Origin of the sequence: Flavobacterium johnsoniae UW101 (genome assembly GCF_000016645.1) — a bacterium.
Taxonomy (GTDB): domain Bacteria; phylum Bacteroidota; class Bacteroidia; order Flavobacteriales; family Flavobacteriaceae; genus Flavobacterium; species Flavobacterium johnsoniae.
Map to the genome: position 1 here is coordinate 2,182,370 of NC_009441.1, position 16,127 is coordinate 2,198,496.

The window sequence follows — 16,127 nt, forward strand, 5'->3', positions numbered from 1 at the left end:
TATTGTTGTAAAACATAAGTTTTTAATTTTCGATTTTAAAATTAACGAATTATTAATTTGATAGAATTTCTAATTGTCACATTATCAAATCAACACATTTTAAACAGACACATTTTCTAATTTAAATATGAAATCACAAGACGTACGTAAACAATTTTTAGATTTTTTTGAGAGTAAAGGTCATACTATTGTTCCTTCAGCTCCTATTGTACTTAAAGACGACCCAACCTTAATGTTCAATAACTCGGGAATGGCCCAGTTTAAAGAATTTTTCTTAGGAAACGGAACTCCAAAAAGTCCTAGAATAGCCGATACGCAAAAATGTCTTCGTGTTTCAGGAAAACATAACGATCTTGAAGAAGTAGGTATTGATACGTACCACCACACTATGTTTGAGATGTTAGGAAACTGGTCTTTTGGTGATTACTTCAAAAAAGAAGCAATTAACTGGGCTTGGGAACTATTGACAGAAGTATATAAAATTCCAAAAGAGAATCTTTATGTTTCTGTTTTTGAAGGAAGTAAAGAAGATAACGTTCCGTTTGACCAGGAAGCTTGGGATATCTGGAAAACATTAATCGACGAGGACAGAATTATTCTTGGAAATAAAAAAGATAATTTCTGGGAAATGGGAGACCAAGGACCATGCGGACCTTGTTCTGAAATTCACGTTGATTTACGTTCTGCAGAAGAAAAAGCTTTAGTTTCTGGAAAAAGTCTGGTAAACAATGATCACCCGCAAGTTGTTGAAATCTGGAATAACGTATTCATGGAATTCAACCGTAAAGCAGATGGTTCGTTAGAAAAACTTCCTGCACAGCACGTAGATACCGGAATGGGATTTGAGCGTTTGTGTATGGCATTGCAAGGAAAAACATCAAACTATGATACTGATGTTTTCATGCCTTTAATTAGAGAAATCGAAACGATTACAGGTGCAAAATATACAACTAATGATGTAACAGGCATTAGTGAAGAACAAAATAAAATGAATATTGCTATTCGTGTAGTGGCAGATCACGTTCGTGCGGTAGCATTTGCTATTGCAGATGGTCAGTTGCCATCTAACACAGGAGCTGGTTATGTAATTCGCAGAATTTTACGTCGTGCTATTCGTTACGGATTTACTTTCTTAGGGACAAAAGAGCCGTTTATCTATAAATTGGTTGAAACTTTAAGCGAGCAGATGGGAGATTCTTTCCCGGAAATCAGAACGCAGAAAGCACTTTGTTCGAATGTAATTCGTGAAGAAGAAAATTCATTCCTGAAAACATTAGATCAGGGATTAATTCTTTTAGATGCTGTAATTTTAAATAATACAGGAGATACAATTGATGGTAAAAAAGCTTTCGAATTGTACGATACATACGGTTTCCCGATTGATTTAACCGCTTTGATTCTTTCTGAAAGAGGATTGAAATTGGACGAAGAAGGATTCCAGGAACAATTGCAATTACAAAAAGAAAGATCTCGTGCAGCATCAAAAGTGACTGCTGGAGACTGGAATGTAATTGTAGAAGATGATATTCAGGAATTTGTTGGATATGACAGATTATCACAACAAGTAAAAATCACAAAATACCGCAGAGTTGAAAGTGTTAAAGATGGTGAGATTTTCCAATTGGTTTTCAATGCAACGCCATTTTATGGAGAAAGCGGAGGACAAACAGGAGATAAAGGATATCTGGAAGCTCAAAACGGTGATATCGTCTATATTATCGATACTAAAAAAGAGAATAACCAAACGATACATTTAACACAATCGTTACCGGAAAATATTACTGGGACTTTTAATGCAGTTGTTGATGCAAACCAGAGAGCTAAAACTTCGTCAAATCACTCGGCTACACACTTATTGCACCAAGGTTTACGTAAGATTTTAGGAACGCACATTGAGCAGAAAGGATCGATGGTAAGAAATGCTTCATTGCGTTTTGACTTTTCTCACTTCTCTAAAGTGACTGATGAAGAGTTGTTAGAAGTAGAAAACTTTGTAAATGCAAGGATTCGTGAGAGTTTGCCATTAATCGAAAAAAGAGCTATTCCAAAAGAACAAGCTCTTGAAGATGGAGCAATTGCTTTGTTTGGAGAGAAATACGGTGATCTAGTTCGTACTATTAAATTTGGAGATTCTGTCGAATTATGCGGAGGAACTCACGTTGCCAATACATCTGATATCTGGCATTTTAAAATTGTTTCAGAAGGAGCTGTTGCAGCTGGAATTAGAAGGATAGAGGCAATTACTAGTGAAGCAGCAAAAGAATATTTTGAGTCTCAGGCTGTTTCTTTAGCAGAAATTAAAGAAGCACTTAAAAATGCTCAGGATCCGGTAAAATCGATCTTGGCATTACAAGACGAAAATGCACAGTTGAAAAAACAATTAGAAGCTTTATTAAAAGATAAAGCTAAAAATATGAAAGCTGATTTAGCTAAAGAATTACAAGAAATCAATGGCGTTCAGTTTTTAGCAAAACAAGTTGATTTAAACCCAGAAGGAGCAAAAGATTTAGCTTACGAATTAGGTGGTTCTTATAACAACTTATTTGTAGTTTTCGCAACGGCTCATGAAGGAAAACCAATGTTAACTTGTTACATCTCTAAAGAAATTGTAGCATCCAAAAATCTAAACGCAGGACAAGTTGTTCGCGAATTAGGTAAATACATCCAAGGCGGCGGCGGCGGACAGCCTTTCTTCGCTACAGCTGGAGGTAAAAATGTTGATGGAATTGGGGAAGCTTTAGCTAAAGCGGTGGATTTTGTTAAATAGTTAAAGAGGCGAAGGTTCTAAGATACTAAGGGACTAAGTTTTTTATAATTCATAACAAACCCGACAGGTTTTTAAAACCTGTCGGGTTTTGCATTTAATATGGATTCAATAGCGTCCAGCTTTAGCTGGATGACGAAATGGGGAATAATTAAAAAGGCTTTAGCCAAAACATAATGTTTGGCTAAAGCCTTTCAATTTTAATTTTATCATTCATCCAGCTAAAGCGGGACGCTATTCAAAAAACTTAGTCTCTTAGCTGCTTAGCACCTCAGAACCTTTAGAAAATCTATTTACGCTCCCCAATTTGCTGGCGCCACATTGCATAATACAATCCTTTTTCAACAATTAAATCTTCGTGTTTACCTTGCTCGATGATTTTACCTTGTTCCAGAACAAAAATTCTGTCAGCGTGCATAACGGTTGATAAACGGTGAGCGATTAAAACCGTGATTCGGTTTTTGTCTGAGATATTTCGAATCGTATCGTTGATTTCTTCTTCGGTAATTGAATCCAAAGCAGAAGTTGCTTCATCAAAAATCAATAAATTCGGATTTCTAAGAATAGCTCTGGCGATAGATAAACGCTGTTTTTCTCCACCCGAAACTTTAATTCCGCCTTCACCAATTGTAGTATTTAAACCATCTTCGGCACGTCTTAAAAGTTTGTCGCAGCTTGCTCGTTTTAAAGCGTCGTATAAATCCTCGTCGGTTGCATTTGGTTTAACAAACAATAAGTTTTCGCGAATAGTTCCTGAAAACAATTGCGCATCCTGAGTTACAAATCCAAGTTGTTTTCTCAGATCAAGCAAATCAATATCTGTTGAATCAATATCATTGTAAAGAACCTGACCTTCCGCTGGAGTGTATAAACCAACTAATAGTTTTACTAAAGTTGTTTTTCCGGAACCAGACGGACCAACAAACGCAACAGTCTGTCCTTGTTTAATTTCGAAATTGATATTTTCTACAGCTTTAAATTTGGCTGTTTTATGCTGAAAACTCACATTTGAGAATAACAATGACTGAATTGCTCCAACGTGTTTTGGATTCTGCGGACGAAATTCTTTTGGAGCACTTAATAAAGTTTTGAAATTCTCCATAGATACTTTGGTTTCATTCAATGCAATAATGAAATTTCCAAGTTCCTGAAGCGGACCAAAAATGAAAAATGTAAAGAAAACCATTGTAAGCAAATCACCCACAATAATTTTTCCTCCAAATAAGAAATAGTACAAAGTAAAAACCACACAAGTTCTTAAAAAGTGAACTGTTGTTCCCTGAATAAAACTTAAGCTTCGAATAAATCTGATTTTTTCTAATTCTAACTGCAGGATTTTAAAAGTGTTTAGATTTAAACGCTTCTCTTCCTGATAAGTCAAACCAAGACTTTTTACCAATTCGATGTTTCGTAAACTTTCGGTTGTAGAACCCGCCAAAGCATTAGTTTGGTTTACGATTTTTTTCGAAACAATTTTAATCTTTTTCCCCAGATAAGAGCTTACCAAAGCAATAATTGGTGCCGTAATTAAAAAGATAATCGAGATTCTGTAATCAATGCGGGCAACATAAAGAATTACAAATATAAATCCGATAATGGTTTGAAAAATAAGCGAAATAGAAAGTGTAATCAGTTTTTCTGAATCAGAACGTACTTTGGTTAATTTACTCAAAGTTTCACCGCTTCGCTGATCTTCAAATTCAGCATAAGGAAGATCTAAAGATTTTTTAATTCCGTCAGTATACATTTGAGCGCCGGTTCTTTGAATCACGACATTGGTAAAGTAATCCTGAAAGTTTTTGGTAATTCTAGAAATCATGGCCGCACCAAGTGAAAGCCCAAGCCAGAAAGATAAAGATTTAATAAAGCCGGCAGCATTTCCGTCGTATTTATGCAGACCAACCCCGCAGTCCTGCATTAATTTACCAGTAATAATAGAATCTGATAAACTGAAACAAATGTTTATCGAGGCCATAATCAAAGCAAAAAACAATAAAAGTTTATGTTTGATTATGTAAGAATATAATAATTTCATAGAGTATTTAAAAAAATGGAAGATGCAAAAGTAAGCAATTGTTTTAGTTTCTGAAGTTCATTTTTGTTATTAAAAATCTAATTTTTTTACAGATGCAGTTATCAACGCTTTTTTGAGGTTTGGTTTCTTACCAAATAGAATTATGCATATATTTTGATAAGTATTAGTGTGTTAAGAAATGTTAGAGTAGTGTTGTTTATCTTAATGTGGAATCCCGTAAGGTTTTGATTTTTGGTTGTGTTATGTTTGCTGCAGTAATAAATTTAACAAAGTCAAAATGAAAAAAAATTTATGCCTTTTTAGTGCTTTAGCATTAGTTTTAACGTCTTGTTCAAGCGATGATAATCAGGATAGTAATGTTGTTTTACCAAGAACGATTAAATATTCTAATATACAATATCCTTCAGATAACTCTTCATATGTAAGTACTTACGATGGTAATAAGGTTGTAAGTGTAAAAGATGAGGCTGGAAGAACTGATTATACTTATGAAGGCAGTCAAATTGTTAAAGAGATTAACTATGATACTGAAAGCGGTAAAGATATTATCAGCGATATTGTAGGTTATAAATATACAAACGGAAAATTAACTGAGTCTACGTTTGCAGAAGGATTTTCGGCAGAATTTCCTAATGGAGAATATCAAAGCAGATATGTATACATACATAATGCAGATGGAACAATAAAAAAAGAGCATTACAGGATAAATACTAAAACAGGAGTTGAAACAAAAAACAGTACTGTTGAGGTATTGACTTTTGCAAACGGAAATTTAGTAAAAAGTGTTGAAACAGATTCAGAAACGGGCAGTGTATTTACAGCTGTATATGAATATGACAATAAAAATAATCCATTTAAAAATATCTTAGGATTTAATTTATTAATAGGTCATAGTGAAGGCGAAGGATCAGTTAGTTCTGTAAATAATGTTATAAAATATACTGCATCTTATAAAGATGGAGGCGCAGCAAATGTATACAAAAGAGAAATTGTATATGACGCAAATGATTACCCATCAAAAATTACCAACTATAAAAATGATGGAACAACAATTAATGAAATAAACGAGTATACTTATTAATTAAAGACTATACACTTTATTATAAAAACCAAATACTTTTCGTATTTGGTTTTTTTATTGGCAAAAATTGGTGAAATTCGTGTTTAAATTTAGAAATCATGCAGTTCAGAACCCAAATCCCAATTTCAAAAAGTAATAATCCGATTGATTATAATTCGAAAATACTTTCTGTTGGTTCTTGTTTTGCAGAAAATATGGCTGGGAAATTTGATTATTTTAAATTTCAAAATGAAACCAATCCGTTTGGGATTATTTTTAATCCTGTTTCAATTGAAAAGCTGTTTGAAAGAGTTTGTAACAAACAGTGGTTTACAGAAAAAGACGTTTTCTTTTACAACGAGCGCTGGCATAGCTTTGAGGTTCATTCTGATTTAAGTAATGCTGACAGGCAGGAATTACTGGAAACGCTCAACAAAGCTATTACAGAAACCAATAAACAATTAAAAGAAGCTTCAGATATCATCATTACATTTGGTACTTCCTGGGTTTACAGAAACCTTGTAAGTGAGCAAATAGCCGCCAATTGTCATAAAGTCCCGCAAAAACAATTCTCAAAAGAATTATTATCTGTTGATGTAATTCAGAGAAGCATTCAAAAAACAATAGATTTAATTCAGGTTTTAAATCCTGATATTAATTTCATTTTTACGATTTCGCCAGTGCGCCACATAAAAGATGGATTTGTAGAAAACCAGTTAAGTAAATCTCATTTGTTTTCAGCGTTGCACCAAGTTTTAAAAATTCACAATTCACAATTCATAACTCATAATTATTTCCCTTCTTACGAAATTGTGATGGACGAACTTCGCGATTATCGTTTTTATAATGAAGATATGCTTCACCCCAACCAAATTGCGATTGATTACATTTGGAAACTGTTCAGCGAAAATTACATTTCGCAAGAAAGTGTTTTAATAATGCAGGAAGTAGACGAAATTCAAAAAAGCCTTCGCCACAGAAGCTTCAATCCAGAATCTGAACAGCACCAAAAATTCTTAGCTAAACTTCAGCAGAAAATAAACCTTTTAGGAGAAAAATCACCACACATTAAATTCTAAATCGGGGGATCAAATAGTATTCTAATCTCAAAAATAGGTAATATCTTACTTTTTGGTATCTTTGCGTTTGTTAATCAAAGTAAATTTTTGTTTTAACTCTAAATTTAAGTTGACGAATGAAAGCATTAGAATCCAAAAGAGGACTGCCCCGTATTATTTATATAGGAAATGATGAGCCAGATCTTAAATCTGTAAAATTAGCCAGTTATGAGTCTAATGATTTAGAGGTAATGTATTTAAAGGATGATAAGGATATTAATAAATCTATCATTTCATTTAATCCAGACTGTATTGTAACTACTGTTAGTTCTCCTGAGCATTGTCTCAATCTGATGAACCTGCCAATAGACATAAGAAGAAGATGGATAAATTTACCAGATTCAAAAAAAGATGAAATTGGTGAAATCGCATACAATTGTGCGATGAATTATATTCTGTCCTATCAGACTCATGATTTGATTTCTTTTTTTACACCGATTTATAATACAGGTGAAAAACTTTTAAGGACTTATGAATCAATAAAAAATCAAACCTATATTAATTGGGAATGGGTAATAGTAAATGACTCAAATGATGACGGAAAAACTCTAAAGATTGCTGAAGATATAGCTGCAAAAGATCTGCGTGTTAAAGTGTATGATTTTAAAGAAAAATCAGGAGGAGTAATTGGTGAAGTTAAATATCGTGCTGCGTGTATGTGTAATGGAGATTACCTGGCAGAACTGGATCATGACGATTATCTTATACCAGATTGTGCTTTTAATATAGTAGAAGCATTTAGAAAGTATCCGGAAGCTGGGTTTGTTTATTCAGACTGCGCAGAAATTGATGAGAACTGGAATTCCTTAACTTATCCAGACGAGTTTGCTTTTGGTTACGGGAAATACGAAAACCAGTTTGTGATGGGGAAATTGATGCAGGTCTATATTTCTATGAATATCAACCCCAAAACAATTCGTCATATAGTTGGAATACCCAATCATATTCGGGTATGGAGAAAATCAGTATATCATCAAATTGGAGGACATAGAAGAAGATTATCTATTGCAGATGATTACGAATTAATGGTGCGGACTTTTCTTGCGACCAAATTAATAAGAATACCTAAAATAGGTTATTTGCAATTTATTTATTCTAACGAAAACGCTGCAAATACTCACGATACAGCCAGAGGAGATATTCAACGCAGGGTTAGAACCATTGCTGCCTTTTATAATCAAAAAATAAAAGAGCGATTTGAAGAACTTGGCGTAAAAGATTGGGCGTACGAAGAAAATCCAACAAATCCATTATTAACCCAAAGCAAATTTGGGGCAGAAGAAGGAGCTGTAAACCTGATTTTAGATTAACATAGAATTTAGGGATATAACAAGTCTGGATTTTCAACTTTTAATAGACCTTTAATGTAAAGAATTAACTTTTTATAATATAAGACAAAAAGGAACAGTGCTGATATTCTCAGCGCTGTTTCTTTTTTATTTGTATTTAGGACATTTGTAAATGTGAGAAATTAACTATTTAACAGTGAAATTTTAGAATAATTGCCAATAATTATGTAAATTGTTAAAGGTTTAAAATTTACATTTTTGTAAGATGTATAACCCTGCTTTTTTCAGAAGTAATTAAATCCTGTATTTTATTGACCTATGAATAAGAAACCCATTCATTATTTAAAAAAAACACTTCGTGTACTGGTATGGTGCGTGGTTTCTGTAGTGGCACTTTTATTGCTTCTTATTATATTAATTCAGGTTCCATCGGTTCAAAATTTCGTTAAAAATAAAGCGGTTACTTATCTTCAGGATAAAATAAAAACCAAAGTTTCCTTAGACTATATTTCGATAAAATTTCCAAAAGATGTAGTTCTGGAAGGTTTCTGTTTTGAAGACCAAAAGAAAGATACTTTATTGGCTGGTAAACGTTTAGAGGTCGATGTTGACCTTTTTAAACTTGTAAGCAGTGAACTCGAAATCAATTCTGTTTCACTTAAAAACGTAAAAGCAAATATTTCCAGAAACAAGAATGGTGTTTTCAATTTTGATTACATCATAAAAGCATTTGAATCTAAAGAGCCAAAAGTTGAAGATCCTAATGCAAAACCATTCAAGATATCAGTTGTAAAAGTAAATCTGGATGACATTAAATTTAATTTTAAAGACGATTATGCTAAAAATGATATTCGGGTAAACCTGACACATTTTGATACTAAGTTCAAGGAATTCGATTTGGATAACATGAAATTTAATATTCCGAATATCAATCTTGATGGATTAAAACTGGTTTTAGATCAGGATGTTGTCGAAAAAATAGCCGAAGTTTCGGTTGAAACTGTTGATACTATTTCAAAACGTCCGGATTTCAATTTAAATCTTAGAAAAATCAGTCTTTCAAAAATTGATATCCTTTACGATAACAAAGATTCAAAATTAGATTCGGGAATAAAACTTGGAAACCTGAATTTATCCGTTAATGAAATTGATTTAAACAAACAATTTTTAGATTTCGATACTTTCGAATTAAAAAATCTTAGCGGTAACTTACGATTAGGCGCAAAAGACAAACAAATCAACGCACCAAACTTAGACACAACTGCAATTAAACAAGCAGGCTGGAAAGCCAGGCTTAACAAAATTAATATACAAAACGTAGCTTTTAAATTTGATGATATGCAGTCGAAACCCACAACGAAAGGAATCGATTACAGCCATTTAGATTTGAGTAAATTTAATTTTGAAGCCGAGAAATTATATTACGGAAATGACACAATTTCGGGAAATATAAAAAAGCTGACCGTTAATGAAAAACGCGGTTTACAGATTCAGGCTCTAAAAACTGATTTCTTTTACGGACCTAAAAATGCGTCTTTGGATAACTTGTATCTAAAAACACCGCAGACATTAGTACAAGACAAAATAAAAGCCGAATATAAATCGCTTGCATCACTGCAAAAAGAGTTAGGAAATCTTGCTATTGACGCCAATTTGAAACAGTCTAAAATTGGTTTCAGAGACATTTTATTGTTTGTGCCCGATCTTCAAAAAACAAATCCGTTTAAAAGCAATCCTAATGCTGTTTTATATGTAGACAGCCGTGTAAGCGGAAAAGTTAAAGATTTGAATATTGCAAAATTCGAAATGAGCGGTATTGGTACTACAAAAGTTTCCCTTTCGGGGAAAATAACCGGACTGCCTGATGCCGAAAAAGCGTATTATGATTTGAATATCAAAAAAATTTCGAGCACATCAAAAGATATCAATATGTTTGTGCCGGCTGGAACTATTCCTAAAAACATTCAATTGCCTTCACAATTAAGTCTACAGGGAAAATTTAAAGGTTCTGTTCAAAACTTTAAAACCAATTTAGCTTTAAACAGCAGTTTTGGAAACGCAAAAATCGATGCACTATTCGACCAGAGAATCAAGAAAAAAGAGAAATACGATGCCGAAGTATATTTGCTGGATTTTGATTTGGGACGATTAATCAAAAATGATTCAATTGGAAAAATTACACTTAAAGCAAAAGTCAAAGGAAATGGTTTAGATCCTAAAACTGCCAATGCTGTAATAGACGGTTTGGTTAAAAAAGCAGCTTTTAACGGCTATACCTATAGAGATTTAGCGTTAAAAGGAAACATTGCAAACGGTTCATTTGCTGTAAAATCCGGAATGAAAGATCCAAACCTCAATTTTGATTTAACAGCCAGCGGCGATACAAAAGACAAGTACCCAACTGTAAAATTAAAACTGAATTTAGATATTGCCGATTTAGAAAAGCTGAATCTGCATGCGGGACCAATGAAACTTCGTGGAAATATAGATGCAGACATTGCTAACAGTAACCCCGATTTTTTAAACGGAAAAGTATTTTTGTCTAATGTTCAGATTTTACAAGATGCTGAGCCAATTGTTCTGGATTCTGTTCGTGTAATTGCATTTTCAGATAATACCCGAAATAATATTAAAATCTCGTCTCAGTTTTTAAAAGCCGAAGTCGACGGAAAATATAAATTAACCACGCTTGCCGATGCAGTTAAAAAATCACTATCGAAATATATTGATTTAAAAACGCCAAAAGCAAAAGCAGAATCTGATAAACAAAGACTTGCCTTTACATTAACAGTAGACAACGATCCGATTCTTTTTAAATTGATTCCGAAACTAACAGGTTTAGAGCCAATTAAAATTACCGGAAAGTACAATAATGCAACAGATTCTTTAGAAGTAAGAGGAACTATACCAAGAATTACTTATGGAGACAACACAATCTCTGATGGGAAAATAAATATAGAAGCCAAAGAAAATGCTTTAGAATATTCTGTTTCTATTGCCACAATAGAAGGTGGTTCATTGAAAATACCGTTTACCACTTTAAAAGGCGATGTACAAAATAATACTTTGACTTATGCTCTCGAAGTTCAGGATGCCAAACAAAAACAGCAATATTACATAGCAGGAGAATTTAAAACAGAAGATTCTAAAAACATTGTAAAACTTGATGCCGAGAACTTTGTTTTAAATTATGATAAATGGAATCTTGATCCGGAAAACGCCATTGAATTTGGAGAAAAAAGATTGTATGTAAACAAATTCAACCTGAACAATAACGGAAATGAATTAAAAGTCCAGTCGCAGGGAACGCAGGATAATGCGCCTTTGCAGGTTGATTTTGTAAACTTCAAAATAGAGACTATTATGAATATGGTCAAAAAAGACGAAGTTTTAATGCAGGGTTTAATTAACGGAAATGCTCTGGTCGAAAATGTAATGACAAACCCGACTTTTACATCAGATTTAAAAATTGATGATTTTGCGTTTAAAGGAGAAAAAGTAGGCGATTTAGAAATTAAAGTAGACAACAAAACTGCTAATACTCTTGCCGCAAATGTAACTTTAAGCGACGAAGGAAATGATCTTAAACTAACAGGAGATTATAAGCTTGATGCCGGAAATTTTGATTTTGATATCGATATCAATAAACTAAATATAAAAAGCATTCAAGGCTTTACAATGGGCAATGTTACCGAAGGAACGGGATATTTATCAGGAAATTTTAAAGTTACCGGAAACACTTCGCAGCCAAAAATTAATGGAGAATTAAATTTTAACGATACTGGTTTTAGAGTAACACAGCTCAACTCGTATTTTAAAACTAAAAACGAAAAAATCACTTTTAGTAATGAGACAATTACATTTGATAAATTCTCTCTTTTTGATGAAAACGACAATGAATTATATGTAAACGGAAATATAAAATCGCCTGATTTTAGAAAATACAATTTCGATTTAGTTGTCGAAGCCGATGATTTTAGAGCCATAAATTCGAAAGCAAAAGACAATGATTTGTTTTATGGCGATTTGTTTTTGGATACAAAACTGAATATCAAAGGAAATCTGGACAGTCCTGTTGTCGACGGAACGCTTAAAATCAATAAAGAAACCAAATTTACGGTTGTCCTGCCGCAGTCAGATCCTTCAATCGCTGATCGTGAAGGAATTGTTGAGTTTGTGAATGAAGATAATATGTATTTGAAACAAACGGTCGACTTGCAGAATAAACTCGATCAGTCTGAATTAAAAGGAATGGACGTGAATGTTGCTATTTCGATTGATAAAGAAGCAGAATTGACCTTACTGATTGACAAGGCAAATGGTGATTATTTGAATTTAAAAGGTGAAGCAGAATTGGTGGGCGGAATTGACCAATCAGGAAAAACGACTCTGACCGGAAAATATGAGTTTTCAGACGGTGCTTATGAAATGAATTTTAACGGAATCAAAAGAAAATTCGATATTCAAAAAGGAAGTTATATTACCTGGAACGGCGAACCAACAATGGCTAATTTAAATATTACAGCTATTTACAAGGTAAATGCTGCTCCAATTGATTTACTTGGAAATCAGTTGGCAGGAATGGAACAAGCAGTTCAGAATACCTACAAACAAAAGCTTCCGTTTCAGACTTTATTGAAAATGAATGGAGAATTGATGAAGCCTGAAATTTCATTTGGAATTGTATTACCGGAAGGGAATTATAATGTTTCGACCGATGTGGTTACAACAACACAGAATAAATTAAAACAGCTGGAACAAGACCCTGCAGAATTAAATAAACAAGTTTTTGCACTTTTATTATTAAACCGTTTTGTTGGTGAAAATCCGTTCGCGAGTCAAAGTGGCGGCATAAGTGCTGAAACAATGGCGAGACAAAGTGTAAGCAAAATACTTTCTCAGCAATTAAATAACCTGGCAGGAGAATTAATTACAGGATTTGAAGTCAATTTTGATTTAGAATCATCTGAAGATTACACTTCGGGAACCATGCAAAACAGAACCGATCTGAATGTGGAGGTTTCTAAAAAACTGTTGGACGATAGATTAAAAGTAACAGTTGGAAGCAGTTTTGGAGTAGAAGGAGCAGAGCGTGCCAATGAAGAAAGCACCAATATTGCGGGTGATGTTGCTTTAGATTATCAATTGACAAAAGACGGACGTTATATGGTTCGTGCTTATAGAAAAAATCAATATCAGGTTGCAGTAGAAGGGCAGGTTGTAGAAACAGGTGTTGCTTTTATTATCACGATGAGTTACAATAAATTCAGAGAACTTTTCCATCGCAGTGAAAAAGAAAAAGAATTGATTCGAGAAGAAAAGCTTCGAAAAGAAAAGGAAAAACAGAAAAAAAAGGAAGACAAAGAGAAGGAGAAATTGCAGGAAAATCAAATTGAAGGAAATGAACAAAAAACATAATCATATAAATAATCATTTTGCAAAGTATTTTGTACTGCTATCCCTGTTTTTTGTTTTTGGATGCAGCAATACAAAATATCTTCCAGAAGGCGATTTGCTTTATACCGGCGGTTCTGTAAAAGTGAAAGATTCTATTATGAAAAAGAAAGATAGAAAAGCACTGCAAACCGAGCTGGAAGGTCTTCTTCGTCCAAAACCAAACAAAACATTTTTAGGATTACGTCCAAAATTATGGTTCTATAATATTGCAGGCGAACCAAAAAAACAAAAAGGATTTAGATACTGGCTTCGCACTAAGGTTGGAGAAGAGCCCGTGCTTTTTAGTAAAGTAGATTTAGATTATAATGCATCGGTTTTAAGAAATTTTACTGAAAACCGTGGTTTTTTTAAAACACGTGTAAGTGCTGATTCTACTGTTCGAAACAAAAGAGTTACAGCCGAATATACCGTTACGCCCAGAAAACAATACAAAATTAAAAGCGTTATTTTTCCCGATGATTCACTCGCAATGTCCAGAATTATAGGAAGATCAAGCCGAAGAAGCCTGCTTAAAGTTGGAAATCCGTATGATCTGGATGTAATTAAATCCGAAAGAGAACGAATCGACGCCAGATTAAAAGAAAAAGGTTATTACTATTTTAACCCAGATTATATTTTGGCAAAAGTAGACAGCAGTAAAGGCGATCACGAAGTCAATATTAGACTGGTAATAAAAGACGATACACCTGTAAAAGCACTTACAGCTTATAAAATTGATAAAATCTATGTATATCCCAATTATTCGCTGAACAATGACAGCATGGTTTACAGGAAAAAAAATATTCAGCAGTATAAAGATTTTACAATTATAGATACTGCAGAGACTTTTAAGCCCAGAATTTATGACCGTACAATCTATTTTAAAAAAGGGGATTTGTATAATAGAAAAGATCACAATCTAACCTTAAACCGATTTGTAAATTTGGGAACTTTCAGTTTTGTAAAAAATGAATTTAAACCGTCAGATAGTATTAAAAATGCTTTGGATTCCTATTATTACCTCACACTTCTTCCTAAGAAATTTATTCGGGTTGAGGTTTTAGGAAAAACCAATTCAGCAAGTTATACAGGAACAGAAGTAAATGTAAACTGGAATAATCGTAATTTCTTTCGCGGCGCAGAATTGTTCACTTTCTCAATTTTTGGAGGTGCCGATTTTCAGTTGGGCGGTGTAAACAAAGGAAAAAACATCTATAAACTTGGAGCTGAAACCAGTTTAACCTGGCCAAGATTTATTACGCCTTTTAATATTGAAGGAAACAGCGAATATGTGCCAAGAACTAAAGCAACATTACGTTATGAATATCAAAAACGTACACAATTGTATGCTTTAAATTCCTTTAATACCTCATTTGGATATTTATGGAAAGAAAACATTCGCAAAGAACATCAATTGAATGTAATAGATGTAACTTATGTGAGTCCAAATCATGTTACGCCAGAATATTTAGAAGATATTCAGGAAGATCCTGCTTTAGGAAAAGTAATTGAAAAACAATTGATTTTTGGTCCAACTTACAATTACACGTACACCAATACAATGCAAAAACGCCGAAAAAATACCATTTATTTTAATGGTGAATTAGATCTGGCAGGAAACATAACAGGATTAGTAACCGGTGCAGATTATCCAAATAATGTAAAAACGATATTTGATGTTCCGTTTAGCCAGTATGTCAAAATCAAATCAGATTTCAGACATTATTTAAAGTTAGGAAAAGAAAGTGAACTCGCCAGCCGATTAATCGTAGGAGCCGGATTTGCATCCGGAAATTCGAATACACTTCCTGCTTCAAAACAATTTGTGGTGGGGGGAACCAACAGTATTCGAGCTTTCAGAGCAAGAACTTTAGGGCCGGGAAGTTATGTGATTCCGGAAACGACTACAAATATTAATTACACACCAGATCAATCAGCCGATTTAAAATTGGAATTCAATACAGAATATCGTGCAAAATTGTTTAGTATTGTGAGAGGCGCTGTATTTTTAGATGCAGGTAATATTTGGCTTTTACATGCCGATCCGGACAAACCCGGTGCCGAAATTTCAAAAGATTTCATGAAAGAACTTGCCGTTGGAGCAGGAGTAGGTCTGCGTTTTGATTTATCATTCCTGATATTAAGAACTGATTTAGCCATGCCGCTTCGAAATCCTGCTTTGCCAGACGGACAAAGATGGGTAATTGATGATATTAATTTTGGAAGCAGTTCCTGGAGAAAAGACAATCTGATTTTGAATATCGCTATTGGATATCCGTTTTAAGTTTTTCGCCACGACTCGAGCGATAGCGAACAGGTGAAGCTATTCACGAATTCACACAATTTGCAGTTCGTTGAATTTTAATTAATCGAATTTTTATATTTGAGATATAGTAATTTAATCAAGAATAGATTAGCGAAAATT

At 33.5% G+C, this 16,127-nt stretch carries 7 protein-coding genes; 6 read left to right on the top strand and 1 reads right to left on the bottom strand.

Annotated elements, in window-relative coordinates; genetic code table 11:
• Positions 1-127: 127 nt before the first annotated feature.
• A complete protein-coding gene (alaS, locus tag FJOH_RS09840) occupies positions 128-2,767 on the top strand; it encodes an alanine--tRNA ligase (protein WP_012023970.1) in 2,640 nt (879 codons plus the stop codon).
• 286 nt (positions 2,768-3,053) lie between these two features.
• Here alaS and FJOH_RS09845 read toward each other — a convergent pair whose 3' ends face one another.
• Positions 3,054-4,799: an ABC transporter ATP-binding protein gene (locus FJOH_RS09845; RefSeq protein WP_012023971.1), complete on the bottom strand. Its 1,746-nt coding sequence runs from the start codon at positions 4,797-4,799 to the stop codon at positions 3,054-3,056.
• Positions 4,800-5,076: 277 nt separating this feature from the next.
• Between FJOH_RS09845 and FJOH_RS09850 the strand changes: the two genes are divergently transcribed.
• From FJOH_RS09850 to tamL, 5 genes are all read left to right on the top strand, one after another.
• A complete protein-coding gene (locus FJOH_RS09850) occupies positions 5,077-5,880 on the top strand; it encodes a hypothetical protein (protein ID WP_012023972.1) in 804 nt (267 codons plus the stop codon).
• 98 nt (positions 5,881-5,978) lie between these two features.
• Entirely contained in the window at positions 5,979-6,938 is a 960-nt protein-coding gene (locus tag FJOH_RS09855; RefSeq protein ID WP_012023973.1) for a GSCFA domain-containing protein, read from the top strand.
• A gap of 116 nt (positions 6,939-7,054) precedes the next feature.
• A complete protein-coding gene (locus tag FJOH_RS26230) occupies positions 7,055-8,287 on the top strand; it encodes a glycosyltransferase (RefSeq protein WP_012023974.1) in 1,233 nt (410 codons plus the stop codon).
• A gap of 297 nt (positions 8,288-8,584) precedes the next feature.
• Positions 8,585-13,684 (top strand): translocation/assembly module TamB domain-containing protein, encoded by a 5,100-nt coding sequence (locus FJOH_RS09865; protein ID WP_012023975.1) that lies wholly within the window; start codon positions 8,585-8,587, stop codon positions 13,682-13,684.
• Complete coding sequence (gene tamL, locus FJOH_RS09870; RefSeq protein ID WP_012023976.1) at positions 13,668-15,986, top strand: translocation and assembly module lipoprotein TamL; 2,319 nt, start codon at positions 13,668-13,670, stop codon at positions 15,984-15,986. The genes FJOH_RS09865 and tamL overlap by 17 nt, the downstream gene beginning before the upstream one ends.
• The last annotated feature ends 141 nt before the right edge of the window (positions 15,987-16,127 follow it).

Excerpts from the sequence above, each read along its gene's own strand:
- alaS (WP_012023970.1), top strand. The coding sequence starts at position 128 with ATGAAATCACAAGACGTACGTAAACAATTTTTAGATTTTTTTGAGAGT.
- FJOH_RS09865 (WP_012023975.1), top strand. The coding sequence starts at position 8,585 with ATGAATAAGAAACCCATTCATTATTTAAAAAAAACACTTCGTGTACTG.
- FJOH_RS09845 (WP_012023971.1), bottom strand. The coding sequence starts at position 4,799 with ATGAAATTATTATATTCTTACATAATCAAACATAAACTTTTATTGTTT.
- FJOH_RS26230 (WP_012023974.1), top strand. The coding sequence starts at position 7,055 with ATGAAAGCATTAGAATCCAAAAGAGGACTGCCCCGTATTATTTATATA.
- FJOH_RS09850 (WP_012023972.1), top strand. The coding sequence starts at position 5,077 with ATGAAAAAAAATTTATGCCTTTTTAGTGCTTTAGCATTAGTTTTAACG.
- tamL (WP_012023976.1), top strand. The coding sequence starts at position 13,668 with ATGAACAAAAAACATAATCATATAAATAATCATTTTGCAAAGTATTTT.
- FJOH_RS09855 (WP_012023973.1), top strand. The coding sequence starts at position 5,979 with ATGCAGTTCAGAACCCAAATCCCAATTTCAAAAAGTAATAATCCGATT.